General features: G+C 71.6%; 19 protein-coding genes. 6 read left to right on the forward strand and 13 right to left on the reverse strand.

All coding sequences use genetic code 11. The annotated features are described in order from the left end of the window. The first annotated feature begins 297 nt into the window (after positions 1 to 297). Positions 298 to 1,527, forward strand: coding sequence for a serine hydrolase domain-containing protein (locus tag P3T37_RS00675; protein WP_280721361.1), 1,230 nt, complete (start codon positions 298 to 300; stop codon positions 1,525 to 1,527). Positions 1,528 to 1,577: 50 nt separating this feature from the next. Here P3T37_RS00675 and P3T37_RS00680 read toward each other — a convergent pair whose 3' ends face one another. Continuing rightward, on the reverse strand, positions 1,578 to 2,057 hold the full coding sequence (locus P3T37_RS00680; protein ID WP_280721362.1) for a macro domain-containing protein: 480 nt from the start codon (positions 2,055 to 2,057) through the stop codon (positions 1,578 to 1,580). On the opposite strand from P3T37_RS00680, the gene P3T37_RS00685 reads away from it, so the two are divergent. Continuing rightward, positions 1,983 to 3,128 carry an RNA polymerase subunit sigma-70 gene (locus P3T37_RS00685; RefSeq protein ID WP_280721363.1) on the forward strand — a complete coding sequence of 382 codons (1,146 nt, stop codon included), beginning with the start codon at positions 1,983 to 1,985 and terminating at the stop codon, positions 3,126 to 3,128. The two genes, P3T37_RS00680 and P3T37_RS00685, sit on opposite strands and share 75 nt — an antisense overlap. Positions 3,129 to 3,192: 64 nt before the next feature. Further along, on the forward strand, positions 3,193 to 3,771 hold the full coding sequence (locus P3T37_RS00690; RefSeq protein WP_280721364.1) for a maleylpyruvate isomerase family mycothiol-dependent enzyme: 579 nt from the start codon (positions 3,193 to 3,195) through the stop codon (positions 3,769 to 3,771). A 17-nt stretch (positions 3,772 to 3,788) separates the two neighbouring features. On the opposite strand, the gene P3T37_RS00695 is transcribed toward P3T37_RS00690, so the two are convergent. The 4 genes from P3T37_RS00695 to P3T37_RS00710 form a co-directional block, all read right to left on the reverse strand. After that, entirely contained in the window at positions 3,789 to 5,357 is a 1,569-nt protein-coding gene (locus tag P3T37_RS00695; protein ID WP_280721365.1) for a serine/threonine-protein kinase, read from the reverse strand. Beyond that, on the reverse strand, positions 5,354 to 6,901 hold the full coding sequence (locus tag P3T37_RS00700; RefSeq protein WP_280721366.1) for a serine/threonine-protein kinase: 1,548 nt from the start codon (positions 6,899 to 6,901) through the stop codon (positions 5,354 to 5,356). The genes P3T37_RS00695 and P3T37_RS00700 overlap by 4 nt, the downstream gene beginning before the upstream one ends. Before the next feature lie 70 nt (positions 6,902 to 6,971). Then, positions 6,972 to 7,157 (reverse strand): hypothetical protein, encoded by a 186-nt coding sequence (locus P3T37_RS00705; protein ID WP_280721367.1) that lies wholly within the window; start codon positions 7,155 to 7,157, stop codon positions 6,972 to 6,974. 130 nt (positions 7,158 to 7,287) lie between these two features. After that, positions 7,288 to 9,036 carry a TIGR03767 family metallophosphoesterase gene (locus tag P3T37_RS00710; RefSeq protein ID WP_280721368.1) on the reverse strand — a complete coding sequence of 583 codons (1,749 nt, stop codon included), beginning with the start codon at positions 9,034 to 9,036 and terminating at the stop codon, positions 7,288 to 7,290. Positions 9,037 to 9,293: 257 nt separating this feature from the next. Here P3T37_RS00710 and P3T37_RS00715 point away from each other — a divergent pair, with 257 nt between their 5' ends. Continuing rightward, positions 9,294 to 10,265, forward strand: coding sequence for a toll/interleukin-1 receptor domain-containing protein (locus P3T37_RS00715; RefSeq protein WP_280721369.1), 972 nt, complete (start codon positions 9,294 to 9,296; stop codon positions 10,263 to 10,265). A gap of 15 nt (positions 10,266 to 10,280) precedes the next feature. On the opposite strand, the gene P3T37_RS00720 is transcribed toward P3T37_RS00715, so the two are convergent. Together P3T37_RS00720 and P3T37_RS00725 are read right to left on the reverse strand one after the other, a co-directional pair. Then, positions 10,281 to 12,296 (reverse strand): serine/threonine-protein kinase, encoded by a 2,016-nt coding sequence (locus P3T37_RS00720; protein ID WP_280721370.1) that lies wholly within the window; start codon positions 12,294 to 12,296, stop codon positions 10,281 to 10,283. Between the two features lie 21 nt (positions 12,297 to 12,317). Then, positions 12,318 to 14,297 (reverse strand): serine/threonine-protein kinase, encoded by a 1,980-nt coding sequence (locus P3T37_RS00725; protein ID WP_280721371.1) that lies wholly within the window; start codon positions 14,295 to 14,297, stop codon positions 12,318 to 12,320. 553 nt (positions 14,298 to 14,850) lie between these two features. Here P3T37_RS00725 and P3T37_RS00730 point away from each other — a divergent pair. Continuing rightward, a complete protein-coding gene (locus P3T37_RS00730) occupies positions 14,851 to 16,071 on the forward strand; it encodes a transposase (protein ID WP_280721372.1) in 1,221 nt (406 codons plus the stop codon). Between the two features lie 40 nt (positions 16,072 to 16,111). Then, entirely contained in the window at positions 16,112 to 16,867 is a 756-nt protein-coding gene (locus P3T37_RS00735; protein ID WP_280721678.1) for an SDR family NAD(P)-dependent oxidoreductase, read from the forward strand. Between the two features lie 62 nt (positions 16,868 to 16,929). On the opposite strand, the gene P3T37_RS00740 is transcribed toward P3T37_RS00735, so the two are convergent. The 6 genes from P3T37_RS00740 to ccrA all read right to left on the reverse strand — a co-directional run bounded on the left by P3T37_RS00740 (position 16,930) and on the right by ccrA (position 22,717). Beyond that, positions 16,930 to 17,166: a phosphopantetheine-binding protein gene (locus P3T37_RS00740; protein WP_280721373.1), complete on the reverse strand. Its 237-nt coding sequence runs from the start codon at positions 17,164 to 17,166 to the stop codon at positions 16,930 to 16,932. After that, entirely contained in the window at positions 17,163 to 17,801 is a 639-nt protein-coding gene (locus P3T37_RS00745) for an isochorismatase family protein (protein WP_280721374.1), read from the reverse strand. The genes P3T37_RS00740 and P3T37_RS00745 overlap by 4 nt, the downstream gene beginning before the upstream one ends. A gap of 16 nt (positions 17,802 to 17,817) precedes the next feature. Then, on the reverse strand, positions 17,818 to 19,470 hold the full coding sequence (locus P3T37_RS00750) for a (2,3-dihydroxybenzoyl)adenylate synthase (protein WP_280721375.1): 1,653 nt from the start codon (positions 19,468 to 19,470) through the stop codon (positions 17,818 to 17,820). Then, a complete protein-coding gene (dhbC, locus tag P3T37_RS00755; protein WP_280721376.1) occupies positions 19,467 to 20,657 on the reverse strand; it encodes an isochorismate synthase DhbC in 1,191 nt (396 codons plus the stop codon). The genes P3T37_RS00750 and dhbC overlap by 4 nt, the downstream gene beginning before the upstream one ends. 63 nt (positions 20,658 to 20,720) lie before the next feature. Then, positions 20,721 to 21,497 (reverse strand): 2,3-dihydro-2,3-dihydroxybenzoate dehydrogenase, encoded by a 777-nt coding sequence (locus P3T37_RS00760; protein ID WP_280721377.1) that lies wholly within the window; start codon positions 21,495 to 21,497, stop codon positions 20,721 to 20,723. After that, the gene (gene ccrA / locus P3T37_RS00765) at positions 21,494 to 22,717 is read right to left on the reverse strand and encodes a crotonyl-CoA carboxylase/reductase (RefSeq protein WP_280721378.1); all 1,224 of its coding nucleotides are present in this window, start codon (positions 22,715 to 22,717) and stop codon (positions 21,494 to 21,496) included. The genes P3T37_RS00760 and ccrA overlap by 4 nt, the downstream gene beginning before the upstream one ends. Positions 22,718 to 22,725 lie beyond the last annotated feature (8 nt).

The raw sequence follows: 22,725 nt of genomic DNA on the forward strand, positions 1-22,725 counted from the left end.
ATCGGCGTTGGCGGTCGGCGCTGTCCTCGTCCGACGTTCCTGTACACGGGTTGACCGGCGGATCACGTTCATCCTCGCGACCCCCTGTTGCCCCGCTGTGACATGCCTGGACACATGCGGCGACATCCAGGACCCGCCCGGCACATTCGACGCCCTCGCCGGGGGTGAACGCAGGGCCGATCGGGTGGTGCCGATCCGATTTCACCCGGACCACACACCCCGTCAGGCGTGGCGCAGGGCTGCCATCGCCGACGATCGGCTCAGCAGGTCACCGGAACAGACGAAAGGCATCAGATCATGAGAAAACCCTCCCCATCCCGGCGCTCGGCAGCGGCCGGCCGCACGCTCGCGGCGGCGACGCTCGTCGTCGCCGGGCTGCTGCCGCTGGCGGTCGCTCCGGCCCACGCCTCGGCGCCGCCCGTCGGCGTCCGGGCCGCGGCCGACGGGGACGACCACGACTTCCCGTCCGGCGGACTGAGCCCGGAGCTGCGGGCCAAGCTCGACCAGGCGGTGCAGCAGGTCCTGCAGGAGGCCGGCATCCCCGGTGCGCAGGTGGGCATCTGGCTTCCCGGCAAGGGCAGCTACATCCGCGCGTTCGGCGTCGCCGACAAGGCCACCGGCGCGCCCATGACCGACAACCTGAACATGCGCATCGGCAGTGAGACCAAGACGTTCACCGCCACGGCCGTGCTGGAGCTCGTGGACGACGGCCTGGTCGGCCTTGACGACCCGATCTCCAAGTACATCGACGGAGTCCCGAACGGCGACTGCATCAAGCTGCGCGACCTGCTCGACATGCGCAGCGGCCTCTTCTCGTACAGCGCGGACGACGACTTCGTCCACGCGCTCCTCAGCGACCCCAACCACGTCTTCACACCGCAGGAACTGCTCGCCTACGGCTACAAGCACGACAACGTGTTCGAACCGGGTACCCAGTTCCAGTACTCCAACAGCAACTACATCCTGCTCGGCCTGGTGATCGAGAAGATGACCGGCAGAAGCGTGCGGGACGTCATCCACCAGCGGGTCACCGAGCCCAGCCACCTCGAGCGCACCATCTTCCCCGTCGGGCCCGAGCTCCCCCGGCCGTACGCCCACGGCTACACCAACCAGACGCTCAGCGGCCAGATCGAGGACAGCACGCACTGGAACCCGAGTTGGGCCTGGTCGGCCGGCGCGATGATCTCCGACCTGCACGACCTCAAGCACTGGGCCAAGGACCTCGCCACCGGCACCCTCCTCTCGCCGGCCACCCAGGCCGAGCGCCTCAACGTCCTGCCCACCGGCATCCCCGGTGCGGGGTACGGGCTCGGGATCTTCAACATCCAGGGCTGGATCGGCCACAACGGTTCCCTGCCCGGCTACGAGAGCCTCACCATCTACCTGCCGGAGGAGCACGCGACGGTCGTGGCGCTGCTCAACACCGACGTCTTCTACCAGGGCAACGAGCCGAGCACCGTCCTCGGCAAGGCGATCACGAGCATCATCACCCCGAACCACATCTACGACATCCCCGTGGAGAAGTAGCACCCGGCGCCGCTCCGACGGCCGCGGCTGACGGCCGCACCTCGAGGCCGTCAGCCGTGGTCGTAGACGGTCACGGCGATGCCCTGCTCGGTGAGGCGCGATCGGACCAGGGGTTCCACGCGTTCCCAGCGCCCGCCGGCCAGGCCGCAGCCGATGCGGGGCATGTGGACGGACGCGTCCAGCTCGGCGGCCCGTTCGGCGAGGGTGGTCAGGGCGGTGTCGATAGCCTCGTAGCGCACGGGGACGCCCTTGCTGCCCGTGCGGATCCCGCGCTGGCCCACCATGTTGGCCACCCACAGCAGCCGTTCGACCTGGACCACCTGTACGGCGCCGAGGCCGAAGTCGTTGCCCGCCCGCTCGCGGTGCCAGCGCCGGTAGGCCGGCTCCGGCTCCGGCCAGCGCCGCGAGAGCGCCAGGACGAACCCCTTGCCCCAGCCGCCCAGGTCGTTGCAGACATGCGCGATCACCTTGGGCCCCTTGCCCAGCGGCGTCGTCGCATCCCCTCGCACGTAGTCGATCCCCGTCGTCATGCTGCGCACGGTAGCGGGTGGGTCCGACGGCCGGCCTGCGAATATCCGCTCGTCCCCGGCTCGCCCGTTACGGACGCCGTGCATGATGGGCAGATGGACGCCATGCCCGGACCAACGGCCGTTGAGGCGGGCCTCGAACCGCTCCGAGGCCCGCTGACGGGGTACTGCTACCGCCTGCTGGGCGCCGTCGGCGAGGCGGAGGACGCCGTACAGGAGACCATGCTGCGCGCCTACCGGCACCTCGACCGGTACGACCCGAGCCGCGCCGGCCTGTCCACCTGGGTGCACACCATCGCCACCAACGTCTGCCTCGACCTGCTGCGCGGTGCCCGCCGCCGCGCGCTGCCGTGGGACTTCGGGCCCGCCGCCGCCGACGGGGTCCTGGGCACGCCGCTGGGGCCCGCCCACTGGGTGGAGCCGATGGCGGACTCGCGCCTGCCGCACGTCGCCGACCCGGCCGAGCTCGCAGTGCGCCGCGAGTCGGTCCGGCTGGCCTTCGTCGCGGCCCTGCAGTGGCTCCCGCCCCGGCAGCGCGCGGTGCTGGTGCTGCGCGACGTCCTGGGTTTCTCCGCGGCGGAGGCCGCTCAGATCCTCGCCTCCTCGGTCGCGGCCGCCAACAGCGCGTTGCAGCGGGCCCGCGCCACCCTCCAGGAGCACCGACCCGCCCCGACGGACGTGCCGGACCCGGAGGACGCCACCCAGCGCGAGCTGCTGCGCGACTACGTGGACGCCTTCGAGGCGCACGACGTCGACCGGCTGATCGGACTGCTCGCCGACGACGTGCGCCTGGGCATGCCGCCGATCGCCTGGTGGCTGTCCGGCCCCGCCAGCATCGGCGCGGCCATGACCGCCGGCGCCGACGCCTGCGCCGCGGACCGGCTCCTGCCGGGCGCGCCGGCCAACGGCTGCCCCACCCTCGGCCAGTACCGGCCGGACCCGGACGGCGTGCTGCGGCCCTTCGCGCTGCTCCTGCTGGAGCTGCGCGGCAACCGGGTGGCCGAGATCGTCACCTTCCTCGGCTGCGGCGAGCGTTTCGCCGAGTTCGGACTCCCGCCGGTTCCGGAGCGATGAGTTCGCGGTTCCCGCCTCGTAAGAGGAGTGACAGGCAGAAACAGCGAACAGGAAGACCCTTCCCATGGACAGCGAACAGCTTCAGGCGCAGACCCACGCCGAGCGCGAGCGGCTCGCCGCGCTGCTGGCCGACCTCACCGAGCAGCAGTGGGACACCCCGTCCCTGTGCGCAGGCTGGCGGGTCCGCGAGGTCGTCGCCCACATCACGATGCCCTTCCGCACCAGCGCGCCGCGCTTCGCGGCGGGACTGGCCGCCGCCCGCTTCTCCTTCAGCCGGTACGCGGACACCGCCGCCCGTCGCGACGCCGCCCGGATGACCAGCGGCGAACTGCTCGCCGCGCTGCGCGACAACGTCCGCCACCCCTGGCAGCCGCCGGGCGGCGGCCCGGCCGGCGCACTGAGCCACGACGTGATCCACGGCCTGGACATCACCGAACCGCTCGGTTTGCCCCCGGCCCCGCCCGAGTGCATCGCCACCGTCCTCGCGCACTCGCGCCCCCGCGCCCTCGCCTACTTCGGCGTCGACCTCACCGGCCTCCAGCTGCGGGCGACCGACGCGCGGTGGCAGCTGGGGACGGGCCGCGTCGTGGAGCTGCCCGTCAAGGACATCCTGCTGACCGTGACCGGCCGCCGACCGCTGTGAAACCGCCCGAGGCGAGGTCAGTTCGCTGTCGGCGGCATGGCCGCCAGCGCGTCCTTCGCGATGGTCTTGGCCCGCGCCTCGCAGTCGGGGTAGTCGTCGCGCATCAGGTAGACCGTGATCTCCAGGTTGCCGGCGCGGACGTGGAGCTGGCAGGCCGAGGTGTCGGAGGTGTAGTTCATCCAGAACGCCTCGTCGCCGAAGCCGAGGCCGCTCTCGCGGTGCTCGCCCTTGCCCACGGCGGCGAAGTCCTGCTGCGCGGTGCGGGTGGCGTTCTTGCCGGGGGTCGAGCGGTCCAGATTCCACTCGACGGTCCCACTCTCGGCGGAGTTCCAGCCGTCCGCCATGGGCCGGTCCTTGCCGTACCAGAAGCACGCGGTCTTGGCGGTGTCCCCCTGCTCGATGTCGACGTCCTTGTCCGCCCTCCACTGGTCCTGCAACGGCAGGGTGGGCGCGGCCTGCGCGCAGGCCGGCATCGTCACGTACGCGTCGGGCGGCCCGCCGCCGTCCTTGTGCAGCAGCAGGTATCCGCCCACGCCGAGGCCCGCCGCGAGCACCGCTCCCGCCGCCGCCCAGGTCAGGGCGCGTCGGCGGCGGGGCGGCGTGGCGGGGGTGTCGAGCACGGTGGCCAGGGCGGTCGGCACGGCGGGGGAGCCGGCGGCCCGCAGCAGGAGTGTCCGCTCGCCCCTGCCGCTGAGCAGGTCCTCCGCGAGGGCCCGCCGCTCGTCGACCATGCCGTGTACGGCGGGCGGCCACGGCCGAGCCGTCGGGGCCACCGGGCCGAGGAGGTACAGCAGTTGGGACGGTGTGGGCCGGTCGGCCGGGTTCTTGGCCAGGCAGCGGGCGACGATCGCGTGCAGAGCCTGTGGCACACCGCTCAGGTCGGGTGCGGTGTGGACGACGTTGTAGAGCGTCTGGAGGGCGGACGGGCCGGCGAACGGGCTGCGCCCGGTTGCCGCCAGGACGAGCACCGAACCGAGCGAGAACACGTCGCTCGCCCCGGTCAGCTCCCGGCCCTCCGCCTGCTCGGGCGACATGAACGGGGGCGAACCCACCACCCAGCCGGTGCCGGTGAGTTCGGTGGCGTCCCCGCCCTCCGCCGCCCGGGCGATCCCGAAGTCGATGACCCGGGCGCCGTCCTCGGCGAGCAGGACGTTCTCGGGCTTGAGGTCGCGGTGGACCAGACCGGCCCGATGGATCTCACTCAGCGCTGTGGTCAGCCCGACCGCCAGGCGGTGCAGGGCCGCCTCCGGCAGCGCACCCGCCCGCTCCACGGCCGCTCCCAACGACGGACCGGCCACGAACACCGAGGCGAGCCAGGGCTGTTCGGCGTCCGCGTCGGCGTCCAGGACGGCCGCCGTGTACGCGCCGGACACCTTGCGCGAGGCCGCCACCTCCCGCCGGAAGCGGGAGCGGAAGCCGTCGTCGGCCGCGTGCCGGGCGTGCACGAGCTTCACCGCCGCCGGCCGCCCGTCCGGTGCGACACCGAGCAGGACCCGACCCATGCCGCCCCGGCCGAGCTCGGCGAGCAGCACGTACGGTCCGGCCTTCTCCGGCAGCGGCTGCGAGGCGTTCACGGAGGTGTTCACAGGGCCGCCACCGCCGCGAAGCTCTGGCGGGCGACGTCCCTGGTCGCGTCCTCGCAGCCGTTCTTCGGGTAGTGGACGCCCTTGACCTGGACGAACACGTACAGGTTGACGTTCCGGGAGTACAGCACGCAGCCGCCTTCACTGGAGTCGTACAGCCACAGGCCCTCCTGCGCGAAGCCGAGGCCGGAGTCGCGCGAGGTCTCACCGCGGATGTAGAAGCCCTCGTAGCGCTCCTTCGCCAGGGCGGCGCCGGTGGGACCGCCCGGACGGGAGAGGTAGAGGTCCCAGGACACGTCGATCTCGTCGCCGGAGCGGGTGGTCCAGACGCAGTAGTTCGACGGGTGCGTGTGCCCGTCGCCGTCGTCCTGCTGGTTCACGCCCGGGATGTTGCCCTCGGGGGGCCCGAAGCCGGACGGGGGTTTGATGCTGCCCGCCTGCGTGCAGGTCGGGACGGTCTTGGTGTACTTGTCGGCGACCTGGGAGAGCGGGGTGGTGCCGGGGGTCGGTACGGGCTCGGGAACGAACGAGTAGTACACGTTCGCCGGTCCGATCGCCAGGACCGCCGCCGCCGCCGTCACCAGTGCCAAGCCCGCCACGAGGGCGGTGATCCGCCACCGCCGTCGCCTGGGCGGCGGTGGCGGCGCCGGTGTCTCGACCGTGGTCGGCGCTGCCGCGAACCCGGCCGCCGAGGCCCGGCGCTGCGCGATCTGCGCGTACACCGTCTCCGGCCAGGGACGCGCGGACGGTGCCGGCGGGCCTATCAGCGCCAGGAGTTGACCGGAGGTCGGCCGCGCGCCCGGCTCCTTGGCCAGGCAGGGCTCGACGATCCGGCGCAGCCCGGGCGGCACGAGGCCCAGGTCGGGCAGGCTGTGCGCGACGGCGTGCATCAGCGCGAGCGGCGAGTCGCCGGCGAACGGGCTGCGGCCCGTCGCGGCGGTGACGAGCGTGACTCCGAGGGAGAACACGTCACTCGCCGGGCCCGGCTCCTCGCCCCGAACCTGCTCGGGCGACATGAACGCGGGCGAGCCGATCACCGCGCCCGTCCGGGTCAGCTGCGTGTCGTGGTCGGCCGCGCGGGCGATCCCGAAGTCGACGACGCGTACGCCGTCCTCGGTCAGGAGCACGTTCGAGGGCTTCAGGTCGCGGTGCACGACCCCCGCCCGGTGGATCTCCTCCAGGGCCCGCGCGAGCCCGGCGGCGAGCAGCAGCACGGCGTGCTCGGGCAGCGCCCCGCCCGCGTCCAACGCCTCGCTCAGCGAGGGTCCCGGCAGGTAGAGCGAGGCGAGCCACGGCGTCGCGGCCTCCGGGTCGGCGTCCACGACCGGCGCGGTGTACGCCCCGGACACCCGCCGCGAGGCGTCCACCTCCCGCCGGAACCGCGAACGGAACCCGGGGTCCTCCGCCAGATCGGCATGGACCCGCTTGACCGCCACGAGCCGTCCGTCCGGCGCCACCCCGAGCAGCACCTGGCCCATGCCGCCCTGCCCGAGCACCGCGACCGTCCGGAACGGCCCCACGTGCGTCGGGCCGTCAGTTCCCAGCATCCGCATGCCGAATCCCGCCCTCCCCCTGGACAGCTGGGATTCTACTGACAGAGCCTCCAGCCCGTCCTCGTCAGGTCGGGAAGTCGACGACGTCGCTGCCCAGCGGCAGTTCGTCGCGGCGCGGGCCTGCCGTGGCCGGGTCGATCGGGACGGGGTTGCCGGCCTCGATCAGCGTGACCAGTGCCTGGTCGAAGGGCGGGGTCCGACCCTCGACGGTGAACCGGTCGATGGCGGCGGTGATCGTGGTGGAGCTCAACCAGGACGACAGCGAGGCCGACGCAGCCACCCCGCTCTTCGCGGCGATCGCCCACATCCTCTACCCGGACCGGGCGCCCGCTCCCTCCGGCACCTAGGACCTGTAAGGGCCTAGATGCCGGGAGCTTCGGTCAGTGGCCGGGCTTGGCCAGCAGCAGTTCGGTGTTGTGGTCCAGCGGGGTGCCGAGCTTGGCGCCCGGGGTGGCGTACGGGTCGTTGAAGGAGAGCTCGCGGTAGAGCGAGGCCAGGCCCGCGTCCGAGGTGTCGTCGAAGGCCGTGCCGTAGGGGGCGGCGGACTCGATCAGGGTGGTGAAGAGCGAGAGCGTGCCGTCGCCGTTGTCGGCGACCTCGATGATCCGCGCGTGCTGCGGGAAGTCGATGTGCGAGGCGGTGTTGATCTCCCAGAACGCCCGCTCGGGCACCGCGTGGCCGTGCGCGGTGATCTGGTTCTGGTGGGTGTGGCCGTTCACCCAGGCTACGACGTTCGGGTAGCGCTGGAGCAGCGAGACCACGGCGTTGCCGTCGTGCCGCAGCTCGAAGAAGTGGCGCGGGTCGAGCAGCAGGTTGCCCATGGTGGTGCTGGTGTGGTGGCTGAACAGCACCACCAGGCGGCTGCTGGATCCGCCGCGCACCAGGTTTCCGTTGGTGTCGTACCAGTGGTCGGTGTTGGCCCGCAGCTGCTGCTCCAGCCAGTTCAGCTGCGCGGTGCCGATCGAGCCGTCGGCGAAACCGGCCGCGTTGGTGGTGTCCAGGCTGATCCCGAGCACACCGGGCGCGATCTCGAAGGTGTAGTAGAGGTTGCCGCTGTTGGCCGCGTCCGAGGTGAAGCCGTGGCCGTAGGGGCCGGCGCCGGTGTAGGCCGGGTTGAGGTGCGCCTGGGCGAACTGCTTGGTGGTGAACGGCTGGCGGCGGGCGTCCGGGGTGATCTCGCGGACCGCGTCGGCGTCCTCCAGCAGCCTGCCGAGCAGCAGCACGGCGGCGGCCGGGTCGCTCTTCAGCAGGCCGGCCAGCTTCGCCGCGTCCGCGTCGTCGCAGCCCTCGATCTTGCGGTCGCCGGTGTACAGCGAGTTCAGCAGGCCGAGGTCGGGCAGCGTGCCCTCGATGCTGTCGTCGTGGTTTCCGACCGTGGTGTACCAGGGCGTCTTCAGCCCGGGGGCCCGGAACGAGCTGCCGCCGGCGCTCAGGAAGCCGGGGACCTGGGGGAAGCCGACCGCCTTGTAGTTGTCCTGGAAGGCGCTCTCCGGGTTCCAGTAGGCGGCGCTGCCGGAGTTCTGCACGCCCTCGGGCCGGTTGGGGTCACCGCTGTTGGGCGTGACCTGACCACCGCTCATCACCGTCAGGTACCAGTCGAGTTCGAGCTGCTCGTGGTTGTCGGTGTTGTCGCCGGTGGCCATCACCAGGCTGAACGGCAGGCCGGTGTACGGGCCGGCCGCCACCTCGTTCACCCGCTCGATCATCGACGACGCGCCGCGCACGGTGAGCGTCTCCTGCGGGCGGTGCGCGGCGTCGAGCCAGCGCGCCAGGTACTCGAAGCGCATCGGCGACTCGGTGTCGCACAGGTGCAGGTCGGTGAACTGGACGAAGCTCGCCAGCCCGGTGCGGCGGCCGTCTCTGCCGGCCTGCGCGGCGGCCAGGTCGCCGCGGACCACCAGCGGCCAGCCCGGCCCGGACAGCAGCCGCCGGTAGCCGCTGCTGCCGACCGGAGTCGCGACCTGCTCCAACGTCGTGCCGCCGACCGCCACCGCGCGCGCCGCAGTGGCCGCCACCGCGCCGTCCCGAGCGGCGGCCGACGCGAACGTCCCACCACCCAGCGAGAGCGCGGCACCTGCGGCCGTGGCCGAAGCGCCGCCGATGAAGCGGCGACGACTGAACGCGGACATGGGTGTCCCCCTTTTGACACACCGCCAGAGCCCCTGACGGCGCCGGCGGAGAACGGAGTACGACAGGTGGCCACCCCCGAGAGGCGGCAGGCCGAGAGCGCACGTTACCCGTTGGTAGTCGCGACCGGCAGTCCTGCGGAGGGAACTCCCGGCGAACACTTCGGACGCCCGCTGGGGGTGGCATCGAGGCAACTGGGTAGCATTCGCTTCCACCGGGGGCGGCGTGAGTCCGTGGGAGTGATCGATCTGGAGACGCGTTGACCGAGTTCTGGGGCAGGGCCGCGCTGGGGAAGATCTTCATCTCGCACTCGTCGGTCGACAAGCCCTTCGTTCGCCGCGGGCTCGATGCTCCCCTCAGGGAGGCGGGATACGACACCTGGCTCGACGAGAAGGAGCTCCTTCTGGGGGACCCGCTTCCCCGTAAAGTGTCCGAGGGACTGCGGAGTGCAAAAGTAGTCCTTGTCGTCATCTCGGCAGCCTCGGTGAAGTCCAGTTGGCTCACGTACGAACTGAATATCGCCACGGACCTGATGATCAACGAGGGGCTTCGTCTGATTCCGGTGGTGATCGACGATGCGCCGATTCCTGCTGAGCTCAAAGGTCTTCTGTATGCAGATATGCGTGCGGACGCAGGCAGTGGATGGACCCGTCTCCTGACGACCCTTGAGTCCGAGGCGTCGCGGTATCCGAGGCCGCCGGATCCGGCGTCCGTGGCGTCCGGCGACAGCTATCAGCGAGGTCGTGCCTACAAGAAGCTGCTGAATGGTGAAGCCGACGGTGGTTACTTCTCGGCTTCCATGGACCTTTCGGTCACGCGGTCGGTCGACTGGTACGGCATCACCGTGCGCGAGGTCGACATTCGTGTCGACGTGGTGCATTCCTACAGCCGAGAGGTGGTGCTCGATACTAACGACTTCAAGGCGTGGCTGGGTCAGCTGGAAGAAATCTCGAGCAGTTTTGGAATTCTCCTTCTAGAGGGTCGCATTTCACACGAACTGGCGTCGACATTCGAGCAGCCCGTCGAGGGCGTCTGGACCCGGGTCGTCGCCGCACGCCCTTTCTCCGAGAGCGGCGCACAGATAGTTGTCGAGGTCGGCGCCGAGAAGCCGGTGGATCAGACCGAGGCTCGCCTTCGTGAAGCGGTGCGCCTGATGGTCGGATACATCGAGGACCGGAAACCCTCGATGTATGACGCGTTCACCGCAGCCAACAAGGCCAAGAGCGACTGAGTCACCGAGACGTTGTCAGGTCAGCTGCCAGATCCGGACTGTTCCGTCCGCTCCCGCACTGGCGAGATGTCGGCCGTCCGGGCTGAAAGCGAGCGAGTTGACGGTGTCGGTGTGGCCGGTCAGGGTGGTGCTCTGGGTGTCGTCGTGCTGCAGCACGATGGTCCGGTCCTTGCTCCCGCTGGCGAAGGCCGAGCTGTTGGGACTGGCCGCGACGCAGGTCACTGCGGCGGAGTGCGCCTGGGACATCACCGGGCCGTCGTCCGAGAGCCGCCGGTCGGCCACCCAGCCGTCTGCGCTGCCGATCAGCAGTCGGCTCCCGTCCTCGGCGAAGGCCAGGGCCGTGGGTGAGACAGTGACGGCGAGAGTGCTGTCAGGGGTGGCGGAGGACTCGGCGGTGTCCCAGAAGTAGATCTTCTGGGCGTCGCCGCCGGCCGCGATCCTGCCGTCGCGGTCGCAGGCCAGCATCAGCACCGGCTCCTGAGCGCCCGTCAGCACCCGGGGGGTGTCCGGGGCGCTCAGGTCCCAGAGCCGCACGGTCTGGTCGGTGCTGCCGCTGGCCAGGATGCCGCCACCGGGCTTGAAGGCCAGGGACGTCACCACGTTGGTGTGGGCGCTGTGGCGGCCGGTTTCCTGCTTCGAATGGATGTCCCACACCACCACCGTGCTGTCCCGTGCACCGGCCAGCAGCCCGCTGTCCGCCCCGAACGCCACGGCGCGTACCTCGCCCTGCTGCTGGGCGAGCACGGTCGAGGCGCCCTGCGCGGCCAGGTTCCACAGGCGCACCGTGCGGTCGGCGCCCGCGCTGGCCACCGTGCTGCCGTCGGAGCCGAACGCGACGGAGACCACTGGACCCTGATGTCCGGTGAGAGTCAGCCACAGCCGCGGGCCGGAGTGTCGCCGGCCGTGGTAGACCGCGTACCCGGCGGCGGCGCCGGTGGTGAGCACGGCGAGGCCGCCGATGAGCAGCGCTCGCCGGGACGGACCGAAGCGTGCGGGCGGGGCCGACGCGACCGTCGGTTCCGTGTCGCGACCGGGTACCTGAGGGGTGATCGAGGGTGCGGGAGCCAGGCGCAGGGTCGCATGGTCCGGTGGCGTCGCGTCGAGCGGGTCCGGCGACGCTCCCGACCGCAGAGTCGGTGTCGGTACCCGGTCCCGGGCGGGTCCCGGAGGCGGCACTGTGAGTGCCCTACCGGCGGCGAGCCCGCCCAGCCACTCGGCGACGGTCCGCGAGTCGGGGCGCAGCTCGGCCTGTTTGGTCAGCAGAGCCGCCAGCAGCGGTGCCAGCGGCCCCGCCCGCTCGGCCGGCGGGGCAGGCTCGTCGAGGATCGCGGCGCACACCTCCGTCAGACTCGGTCGGTCGAACGGTGACTGGCCCTGGACCGCCGCGTAGAGCGTCGCGCCCAGCGACCACAGGTCGCCGGCCGACCCGACCGGGTGGCCGGCCAGCTGCTCGGGCGGCATGTACTGCGGGGTGCCGAGGATCGTGCCCGTGCTGGTCAGCCGGGTCGCTGCGTCAAGCACCCGGGCGATGCCGAAGTCCGCGAGAACCACCCGACGGTCCGTCAGTAGGATGTTGCCCGGCTTGAGGTCGCGGTGCACGATACCCGCCGCGTGGGCGTGGGCCAGCGCGTCGACCACCTCGGCGCCGATCGTGGCCACTCGCCGCCAGTCCAGTGGGCCGTCCGCCGCGAGTACCGCGGACAGTGACCGGCCGCTGATGAACTCCATGACCAGCCAGGGCACGTCGCGCTGCTCGACGACGTCGTGTACCCGAACCACGCCCCGGTGCTGCAGCCGGGCCGCGGCCCGAGCCTCGCGCATGGCCCGCCCGATCAGCTCCTGCCGCTCCTGCTCGGGTGTTCCGTCGGGGCACAGCAGCTCCTTGATCGCCACCGTCCGGTCCAGAGCCTCGTCGTGGCCGCGCCACACGCGCCCCATCCCGCCCTGGCCGACCAGTTCGATCAGCCGATATCGGCCGCCGACCAGCATGCCCGCGTCCTGCGCACTGCCGAACACCTCAGCGCCACCCACCCCTTCGCGACCTGCCGCGGCTCACTGGATCCGCCAGACGCAGAGCTTGTTGTCCTCGTCGAAGCCAGTGAGCAGCGTGCCGTCCTGGCTGAACGCGAATACCTGGCGGACGCCCTGCTCGGCCGGGCTGGCGAAGGTTTCGGTCTTCAGCCGGGTCGCGAGGTCCCAGAGATGACCTCCTGACGCCGCGCCGCCGGACGGCAGGGCCAGGGTCCTGCCGTCCGGGCTGAGTGCCCAGGAGCTCACCCCGTCGAAGGAGGAGGTGAGCTTGCAGGTGGCCACGTCCCAGAGCCCGACCCCGGTGTCGGTATCGGTCAACAGGGTCTTGCTGTCCGGCGAGAACTGAAGGTGCCTCACAATTTCGGGCCCCGTGCTGAGGGTGCCCGCAGCCGTGCCGCCCAGCTGGAACAGCCGCACCGTACCCTTCATGTCCCCGCACGCGATGAGCCTGCCGTCCGGGCTGAAGGCGAGCCCCTGGAGGAAGTTGTCCTGACTCGCGGGGAGCACGTCGATCGCGCTCACCTCTCTCCCGATCAACGAGTTCCAGAAGTGGATCCGGCCGGGCTTGCCGGTGACGTTGATACTCGCCGCGACGGTCTCGCCGTCGAGGCTGACTGCCACTCCCAAGATCTGGCCGGTATCCGCCGCGAGGTAGCCGTCGGTCCCGCTCGCGTGCATCGTTTGGCTGTACTGCTGGGTCTGCGGGTCCCACAGGCCCACCACGCCGTTGCCGCCGACCGCCAGGAACCGTCCCTTGGGGTCGAACGCGAACTGCAGGGGAATGGAGCCCTTGTTCTGGAAGTCCTTCCTCAGCGCCTGCGTCGCGACGTCCCACAGGAAGAGGTTCTGCTGCTGGTCCACCGCGGCGACCATGGTCGCGTCCGCGCTGAACGCCGCGTCGGTCAGGACCTCGTTGTTGCCACTCAGCCGACATACCAGCGGCAGGCCCGATGCGGTGGGGGAGGCGCCTGCCCCCGCCGTGCCGGACTTGCTTGCGCCACCGCCACCGCCACCGCTCAGTGCGATCGCCGTCCCCCCGACAGCCGCCAGCGCGGCGGCGACGCCGCCGATGAGCAGTCCCCGCCGGGTCGACCCGCTCGCGCCGGGCACCTCGGCGGGCGGCATCACCGCACCCCGGTGCAGCAGCCGGAGGGTGCCATCGCCTGATCCCTCGGCTATGCCCGCACCGGCCACGGCGCTCAGCTGTTCGGCGGTCGCCGCAGCGGTCGGCCGCCCCTCGGCGGCCTTGGTCAGCAGCGCCGCCAGCACCGGACCGAGCCGCCCGGCGTGCTCGGCGGTCGGCGCCGGTTGCGTCAGGATCGCGACGCACACCGCCGTCAGGGTCGGGCCCTCGAACGGCGGACGGCCCTCCACCGCCTCGTACAGCGTGGCGCCCAGCGACCACAGGTCGGTCGCCGCGCCGACCTCACGCCCCTCCAACTGCTCGGGAGCCATGAACTGCGGGGTGCCGATCACGGCACCCGTGGCGGTGAGCTTGGTCGTCGCGTCGAGTACCCGGGCGATGCCGAAGTCCGTGAGCACCACTCGGTCGCCCGTCAGTAGCACGTTGTCCGGCTTGAGGTCGCGGTGCACGATGCCCGCCGCGTGTGCGTGGGCCAGTGCGTCGGAGACTTGGGCCCCGATCGCGGCGACCCGCTCCCAGCCGAGCCGGCCCTCGCGCGCGACGACCGTGGCCAGCGAGGGGCCCGCGATCAGCTCCATCACGATCCACGGAGCCCCGCCATGGTCGACCACGTCATGGACCGTGACGATTCCCGGGTGCTGCAAACGCCCGGCGGCGCGAGCCTCCTGCACGGTCCGGGCGGCCAGTTCCGCGCGCTCCCGTGCGGGCAGTCCGTGCGGAATCAGCACCTCCTTGACCGCCACCTCGCGGTCCAGGGACTCGTCGTGGCCGCGCCACACCCGACCCATCCCGCCCTGGCCGATCTGCTCGATCAGCCGGTATCTGCCACCCACAAGCACGCTCGAATCCCCCGTCACGACCAACAAGATAGCGGCCCCTCGCCGCAAGGGGCAGCGACCTGGGGGAGACCAGGTCCCGGGTTCGCGCTGCCGTCGGAGTTCATCCCTGCGGCCAGGGTGCAGCCGATCGCCTTACTGTCCGGATAATGGCGCAGCGCAGAGAGGCTGTCGGACATCACGGTCACGCTGGTGGAGGCGAACAGCACCACCAGGAGTGCGAAACGCAGAGCGGCACCCGCGATGAGCACCCGCTCATCCACCCTCGTCGACTGCATGCCTCTGCCTACCGCATCATGTCGCTGCCGCGGAATAGAACTGACGGAACGTCACTCGCTGCCGGAGCTGTCAAGGCCGCTTCGCCGGCGACTCCCCGGCCGGTGGGACCATCACCTGATCGGGTGGTTTCGGGCGGGCTGGGTGGTGGCAACCATCCGCCATCTTCTTCTCCCAGGGAATCCCGGCGTTCACGCCGGGAGGGAATGGGTCCTTGGCAGGGAGGGGCGAAGCCCCGTAGCTCAGTGTCAGTGGCGTGTACTAGCTTGATGACATCGACCTGGAGGAGGTGGGCCCGTTGGACACGCAGATCCGTGCGTACAAGTTCCTGCTGCGGCCCACCACCCGCCAGGTCCAGGCCCTCGGCGAGATGCTCCGCGATCACTGCTCCCTCTACAACGGGGCCTTGCAGGAGCGCCGCGACGCCTACCGGCATGTCTCCAGGACGAGCATCAAGTACGGGATGCAGTCCGCGCAGCTCAAGGAGATCCGAGCGTTCGACCCCGAGCGTCAGGGCCGCTGGTCGTTCTCCAGCCAGCAGGCCACCTTGCGCCGCCTGGACAAGGCGTTCCAGGCGTTCTTTAGCCGGGTCAAGGCCGGCCGGACCCCCGGCTACCCCCGGTTCCGGGGCCAGAACTGGTTCGACACCGTGGAGTTCCCGAAGGACGGCGACGGTGTCCGGTGGGATTCGCTGCCCGGCCGCGCTACCCGCGTGCGCTTCCAAGGTGTCGGGCACGTCAAGGTCAACCAGCACCGGCCGGTGGTCGGCAGGGTCAAGACCGTGTCCGTGAAGCGCGAGGGCAGGCGCTGGTTCGTCGTGCTGACCGCCGAGCAGGCGAAGGCCGAGCCTCTCGCGCCGACCGGCTCCGTCGTCGGCATTGACCTGGGCATCGCCAACTTCCTCGCCGACTCCAACGGGGAGTTCGTCGCCAACCCCAGGTTCGGCCGGGAGAATGCCGAGGCCCTCGCTGAAGCACAGCGGCAGCTCTCCGCCTTCCCCCGTGTCCGCCGGGACAAGCGCACCAAGAAGCACCGACGGGCGGTGGAGAAGGTCGCTGCCCTGCACGGCACAGTGCGCCGCCAACGCCTCGACCACGCACACAGGACGGCCCTCACGCTGGTCCGTCAGCACGATCTGATCGCGCACGAGAAACTGGCGATCAGCAACATGGTGCGTGCTCCGAAGCCGAAGCCTGACCCCGAGCAGCCTGGTGTGTTTCTGCCCAACGGTGCGGTGGCCAAGAGCGGGTTGAACAGGTCGATATCGGATGCGGGTTGGGGGGTGTTCCTCCAGATTCTTGCCGGCAAGGCTGAAAGTGCCGGCCGGACGATTATCGTAGTGGACCCCCGCAACACCTCCCGGACCTGCCCCGAATGTGGGCATGTCTGCGGGGAGAACCGCACCACTCAGGCGAAATTCCACTGCGTACGGTGTGGTCACTTGGCGCACGCGGACACGGTGGGCGCCATCAACGTTCTACGGGCCGGGCTGGTCCGCTGCGACGCCAACTCGGCGTAACAGGAAGCCCCGTCATTTATGGCGGGGAGGAGTCACGACTATCCGTGACCAGGTCTGCCTGGTAACTGGCGCAGCCAGCGGGATCGGCCGGGCGGTGGCCGTCCGCTTCCGCGCCGAGGGCGCGCACGTCGTTGCGACCGACCTCGACGGACCGGGGCTCGACCGGCTCGCCGAGCAGCTGCCGGGGACCACGACGGTGGTCGGCGACGTCTCGCAGGCGGCGGACGTACGGCGGATGGTCGACGCCGCCGTCGAGCGGTACGGGCGGCTGGACATCGCGGTGGCCAATGCGGGCGTGCTCCCGCTGGGGGAGATCACCGAGGCGGACGGCGAGGACTTCGACCGGGTCATGGCGGTGGACGGGCGGGGCATGTTCCTCACCTGCAAGTACGCGATCGAGGCGATGGCGGCGAACAGCGGCGATGGCGGTGGCAGGGGCTCGATCGTCTGCATCTCGTCCATCTCCGGCGAGGCTGGGCAGCGCGGGCAGGCGGTGTACGGGCCCGCGAAGTTCGTCGCCTCCGGGCTGACCAAGCACCTCGCCGTCGAGTGGGCCGACCGGGGCATCCGGGTCAACGCCGTCGCCCCCGGCACGATCCGCACCGAGAGGGTCGCGCGGCTGCCCCAGGAGCCCGGCGGCGCAGCGTACTTGGCGGCGATCGAGAAGCTGCACCCGATGGCCCGGCTCGGCGAACCGGCGGAGGTCGCGGCGGCCGTGCTCTTCCTGGCCTCACCCGAGGCGTCGTTCATCACCGGCGCGGTCCTGCCGGTCGACGGCGGGTACCTCGCCCAGTAGCCCGTAGGCCGTCGGCCGCGGCCCGGGGGTGATCAGGTCCCGGGTCGCGCTGCCGGCGGGGATTACGGGTGGGGTGCGGGGGGCGACAGGAGGGCCCACCACTGCTCGATCGTGGGCCGTTCGGCGAGCTCGGCGAAGCTCGTTTCGAGGCCGGCGCGGTGCCAGCGTTCGGCCAGGGTCATCAACCGGATGGAGTCCAGGCCGAGTTCGATGAGGTCCTCGTCCTCGGCGATGTCCGCCGGGTCCTCGCCGAGGATCGCGGCGACCTCGGTGCGCAGCTGCTGGAGGGTCAGGTTCATGCGGCGAGCTCCTCGGTGAGTCGGTCGGTGGTGGTGACCACGGCGCACTTCTGCGCGGCCCAGCGCAGCGCCGTGGCGTGGTCCTCGGCGGAGAAGTCCGCGACGGCGTCGGCGACCAGGAAGGGGGCAATGTCCCGCATCCAGGCGTCGCAGGCGCTCATCAGTACGCCGATGTGCGCGTACACGCCGACGATGATCAGCTGGTCGCGGCCCTGTGCGGCCATCCGCTCGGCGAGGTCGGTGCGGACGAAGGCGCTGTACTTCCACTTCGTCAGGACCGTGTCGTGGTCGGTCGGCGCGAGTTCGGGGACGACCGAGCGGGCCCGTTCGTCGTCGGGCAACCCGGCTCCCCAGAAGTCGAGTTGAAGCCCCCGCTCGGCGGGGTTCTGGCCGCCGGGCTGGGCGGAGTAGACGACCGGGATGCCGAGCCGCTCGCAACTGTCCTTCACCCAGCGGATGTTGGCCAGGAGTTCGGTGAGCGGCGAGGCGCCGGCGGTGAAGGCGTCCAGGAAGTAGTTCTGCAGGTCGTGCACGAGCAGCACGGCTCGGCTCGGGTCGACTTGCCAGTCCACCTTGTTGGCGGGGAGGTTGTCAGCGGTCGGCATCGGATAGGGGGCGATGGCAGGGAGGGCCACGGTGAGGAGGCGCCTTTCAGGAGAGGGGGAAGGAGAGGGGGAGTTGGAGGCGGGCGCGGAGGTCCTTCTTGCTGACCTTGCCGATGGCGGTCTGCGGGAACTCCTGGACGAACTCGACCCGGTCGGGGACCTTGTAGCCGGCGAGCCCGCGCCGGCGCACGAACTGCTTGACGTCCGCACCGCGCAGCGGCCCGGCCCCCTCCCGCAGCACGACGTACGCGCAGGACCGCTCACCCAGGTAGTCGTCCGGCATCGAGACCACCGCGACGTCGTGGACGGCGGGATGGGCGAGGATGTGGTTCTCGATCTCCTCGGCGGCGATCTTCTCGCCGCCCCGGTTGATCTGGTCCTTCGCCCGGCCCTCCACCACCAGGTGCCCGGTCGCGGTCTGCCGGACGATGTCGCCGGTGCGGTAGAAGCCGTCCGCGGTGAACGCCGTCCTGTTGTGCTCGGGTGCCCGCCAGTAGCCGCGGATGGTGTACGGGCCGCGGGTGAGCAGGTGTCCGGTCGCACCGCGGGGCAGATCCCCGTCCTCGCCGTCGACCACGCGGATCTCGTCGTCGGGGGAGATCGGGCGGCCCTGGGTGGTGAGGACGGTGTCCTCGGGGTCGTCGAACCGGGTGTAGTTCACCAGGCCCTCCGCCATGCCGAAGACCTGTTGCAGCGTGCAGCCCAGAGCCGGACCCACCCGCCGCGCCACCTCCTCGCTGAGCTTGGCCCCGCCGACCAGCAGTGCGTCCAGGCTGCCGAGGTCGTCCGGGCGTTCGGCGGCGGCCTCGATCCACACCAGTGCCAGCGGCGGGACCAGCGCGGTGAGCGTGACACCCTCGCGCTCGATCAGCGGGAAGGCGACGTCGGGGCTGGGGCGCGGGGCCAGCACGACCCGGCCGCCGGCGTGCAGCGCGCCGAGCGAACCGGGCGAGCTGAGCGTGAAGTTGTGGGCGGCGGGCAGCGCGCAGAGGTAGACGCTGTGCTCGTCCACCCGGCAGATCTCGTTGGACGCCCGCAGCGAGTAGAGGTAGTCGTCGTGGGTGCGGGGGATGAGCTTGGGGACGCCGGTGCTGCCGCCGGAGAGCTGGAGGAAGGCCAGGTCCCCGGGGAGCGGGCCGTCCTCGACGGCGACGGGCTCGCGCGGGACGTCGCGCAGCGCCGTGTGCTCGCCGGGTTCGCCGACCACCAGGACGTGCCGCAGGGTCGGCACCTCCGCCTTGATCCGGGCGGCCAGTTCGCGGTGGTCGAAGCCCGCCTCGACGTCCGGGACGATGTAGGCGACGGCCTCGGTGAAGGCGCAGAAGTGCCGGATCTCCGTGTCACGGTGGGCCGGTAGGGCGAAGACCGGCAGCGCGCCGATCCGGAAGAGCGCGAAGACCACCTCGAAGAACTCGGCCACGTTGGGGAGTTGGAGGACGACCCGGTCGCCCTTGCCGATGCCCAGCGCGAGCAGCCCGGCGGCGAGGCGGTCGGCGCGCTCGTCCAACTCCCGGTACGTCCAGCGCCTGCCCTCCCCGGCCGGGTCGACGATCGCCGTCCGGTCGGGGTGGGCGGCGGCGCGAGCGCGCAGCATCTGGCCGAAGGTCTCGCCGCGCCACCAGCCCGCGGCCCGGTAGCGCTCGGCGAACTCCGCCGGCCAGCTGGGCGCGTCCTGGTCCGCCGAGAAGGCCGGGCTCATCGGTCGACTCCCGCCGCGTGCAGCAGGGTGCGGAACTTGGCCGAGGTCTCGGCGAGTTCGGCCGCCGGTGAGGAGTCGCCGACGATCCCGGCCCCGGCGAAGAGCCGCATGGTGTGCTCGGCGACCTCGGCGCAGCGGATCGTGACGACCCATTCGCCGTCGCCGTGCGCGTCGCTCCAGCCGACCATGCCGGTGTACAGGCCGCGGTCGAACGGCTCCAGGTCGCCGATGACCTGGCGCGCCCGGCTGGTGGGCTCGCCGCAGACCGCCGGTGTGGGGTGCAGGGCGCAGGCCAGTTCCAGCGCGGTGGTGTCCGGGTCGGCGAGCTCGCCGACGAGCGTGGTGGACAGGTGCCACATGGCGGCGGTGCGGATCAGCACGGGCCGCGCGGGGACGTCCAGCGTCGTGCAGTAGGGCGCCAGCGCCTTGTGGATGGCGTCGACGACGACGGCGTGCTCGTGCTGGTCCTTGGCGGAGGCGAGCAGCGCGCGGGCGCGCTGCTCGTCCTCGGCCGGGTCCTCGGCCCGGGGGAGGGAGCCGGCCAGCGGGTTGGCGACCACCCGCGAGCCGCGGCGGGAGAGCAGCAGTTCGGGGCTGGCCCCGATCAGGGTCCGCCGCTCGGGCAGGCCGACCGCGAAGGTGTAGCCGCCCGGGTCGCGCCGGGCGAGGCGGCGCAGCATCGGCGCCACCGCTATCGGTTCGGGCGACCGGAGGTCGAGGGCGCGGGCGAGGACCACCTTGCTGAGCTCGTAGGTCCGGATCAAGGCGACGGCTTCGGCGACGCTCTGCTCGTACACCTCGGGTGCGGGCACCGGCCGGACCTGCCAGTCGTGGCCGGCGGACGGCGCGGGGGCGTCCGCCGGCGTCTCCTCGCTCAGTGGGCCGGCCCAGCGCACCCGGTCGGGGAGGACCAGGTGGGCGGGCCCGTCGTGGTCGAAGGGGATCGCGCCGACCACCATGGGGACCGGATCGTGGTCGGACCGGTCGGCTGCGGCCAGGGCGGCGGCCACCCGCCGGTACACCGGCTCGGGCCCGTCGGGCACCGTCGCGCGGACGCCCGAGGTGAGCAGCGTGCGGTGCGGCGAGGCGAAGAAGAACTCCTGCGAGGGTCGGTAGTCGTGGAGGAGGTCGCCGCCGCGGGCGACGGCCGCCGGAGCGGTCTCGGGGAGCTCGTGGACTGCGGTCACGGGGTGCTCCGTTCTCGGCGCGGAGGTGCGCCGGTGATAGCGGGAGGAGAGGGCGGTACGGGGTCAGGCGCGCAGCGTGGCGCCACCGTCCACGTAGAGGTCGTGCATGGTGATGTGCCGGGCCCGGTCGGAGGCGAGGAAGAGCACGGCGTCGGCGATGTCGGCCGGGTCGGCGAGCCGCCCGAGCGGGATGCCGACCCGGAAGGCGGCCGGGTTGCCGTCGATGATCTGCTGCGGCCCCTGGGTGTCGGTCCACAGCTCCCGCTGCATGGCCGTGTCGGTGGAGCCAGGCGAGACGACGTTGCAGCGGATGCCGAACTCGGCGAGTTCCAGTCCGAGGCACTTGGTGAACATGGTGGCCGCGGCCTTGGACGCCGCGTAGGCGGCCATCCGGGTGCGGGGCACGCCCGCGGCGTTGGAGCCGACGGTGACGATGCAGCCGCGCCGGCGTTCGGACATCCGGCGGGCGGCGGCGCGGGAGGTGTGGAAGACGCCGTTGGCGTTGACGGCGAAGGTGGCCGCCCAGTCCTCGTCCGTGAGGTCGACGACCGGCGCGGACCGGAGCACTCCGGCCACGTTCACCAGGGTGTCCACCGGGCCCAGTTCGCGTTCGACGCGGTCGACCAGGGCCTCGACCGCCTCGGCGTCGGTGACGTCCACCGCGTGGGTGCTCAGTCCGGTGTGGCCGAACTCCACTGCCAGGGCGTCCAGTTCCTCGGCTCGGACGTCCACCGCGGCCACCCTGGCGCCCTGTTCGGCCAGCGCGCGGGCCACGGCCGCGCCGATGCCCCGGGACGCGCCGGTGACCAGGGCGATACCGCTGTGCTCGGCCATGGTCATCGCCCCGCGTTGACGAGGACGGCCATGTTGCCGGTGGGGTGCTGGTTGTCGTGCAGCAACTGGTGTGCCGCGCCGACCTGTTCGAAGTCGAAGGTCAGCGAGAGGCACGGGTCCAGCAGACCCTGGTCGACCAACTGGGTGACCGCGCGGGCCTCCTGGGCGTTGGAGCAGTGCGAGCCCTGGAGGCGCTTCTGGCGCATCCACAGGAAGCGCAGGTCCACGTCGCCGTTGTAGCCGGTGGTCCCGCCGCAGAGCACCACCATGCCGGCGTTGTCGCACAGGTACATCGAGGTGGGTACGGTGTCCTGGCCCGAGTGCTCCAGGACGATCCGCGGCGCGCGGCGCTCGCCGAGGACGTCCCAGAAGGCCCGGCCGAACGCGCGGGCCCCCGACAGCCAGGCGGCCATCGCCTCGTCGTCCGAGGTGTCCGGCAGCCGGCCCCAGTGGTCGAAGTCCCGGCGGTTCAGGTAGCCCTTGGCGCCGAGGTCCATGCAGTGCTTGCCGCGCTCGTCGCTGGAGACCACGGCCACCGGGATGCCTCCGGCCCAGCGCACCAGCTGGATGGCCATGGCGCCGAGCCCGCCGGCCCCGCCCCACACCAGCACCGGGTCGCCCGGGCGCACGGTGTGCGGCGCCCAGCCGAAGAGCTGGCGGTAGGCGGTGGCGGCGGTCGCCAGGTAGCAGGCGGCCTCGGCCCAGGACAGCCGCTGCGGCTTGGGGTGGCACTGGTACTCGTCGACGACGGTGAACTGCGCGAAGGAGCCGTAGTTCTCCTCGTAGCCCCAGATGCGCTGGGAGTGCGAGGTCGACGGGTCGGCGCCCAGCCGGATGTCCTCGGCGGTCTCGTCCCACTGGTTGGCGAGCACCACCACCTCGTCGCCCGGCTTCAGCACACGCACGCCCTCGCCGACCGCCCACACGATGCCCGAGGCGTCCGAACCGCCGATGTGGAAGTCCTGCGGCTCGCCGCGCTTCTGCCGGCTGGCGATCACGTCGAGCGGTTCGCCCAGCGCGGCCCAGACGTTGTTGTAGTTGACGCCGGCGGCCATCACCTTGACGAGCACCTGGCCGCGGCCGATGGCGGGCACGTCGACGACCTCGGTGCGGAAGGCGTCGACCGGAGCGCCGTAGCGCTCGGGGCGGATCAGCGAGGCGTACATCCGCTTCGGGGCCTGGCCCAGCGGCGGGGCGTCGCCGAGTTCGTAGAGGTCCTTGGTCATTGCGGGCT

The sequence above is a fragment of the Kitasatospora sp. MAA4 genome, assembly GCF_029893355.1.
GTDB lineage: Bacteria > Actinomycetota > Actinomycetes > Streptomycetales > Streptomycetaceae > Kitasatospora.

Coding starts and splice junctions, on each gene's coding strand:
- P3T37_RS00760 (WP_280721377.1), bottom strand. CDS start 21,497: ATGACCATGGCCGAGCACAGCGGTATCGCCCTGGTCACCGGCGCGTCC.
- P3T37_RS00690 (WP_280721364.1), top strand. CDS start 3,193: ATGGACAGCGAACAGCTTCAGGCGCAGACCCACGCCGAGCGCGAGCGG.
- P3T37_RS00675 (WP_280721361.1), top strand. CDS start 298: ATGAGAAAACCCTCCCCATCCCGGCGCTCGGCAGCGGCCGGCCGCACG.
- ccrA (WP_280721378.1), bottom strand. CDS start 22,717: ATGACCAAGGACCTCTACGAACTCGGCGACGCCCCGCCGCTGGGCCAG.
- P3T37_RS00685 (WP_280721363.1), top strand. CDS start 1,983: ATGCGCGATCACCTTGGGCCCCTTGCCCAGCGGCGTCGTCGCATCCCC.
- P3T37_RS00710 (WP_280721368.1), bottom strand. CDS start 9,036: ATGTCCGCGTTCAGTCGTCGCCGCTTCATCGGCGGCGCTTCGGCCACG.
- P3T37_RS00750 (WP_280721375.1), bottom strand. CDS start 19,470: ATGAGCCCGGCCTTCTCGGCGGACCAGGACGCGCCCAGCTGGCCGGCG.
- P3T37_RS00700 (WP_280721366.1), bottom strand. CDS start 6,901: ATGCTGGGAACTGACGGCCCGACGCACGTGGGGCCGTTCCGGACGGTC.
- P3T37_RS00680 (WP_280721362.1), bottom strand. CDS start 2,057: ATGACGACGGGGATCGACTACGTGCGAGGGGATGCGACGACGCCGCTG.
- P3T37_RS00740 (WP_280721373.1), bottom strand. CDS start 17,166: ATGAACCTGACCCTCCAGCAGCTGCGCACCGAGGTCGCCGCGATCCTC.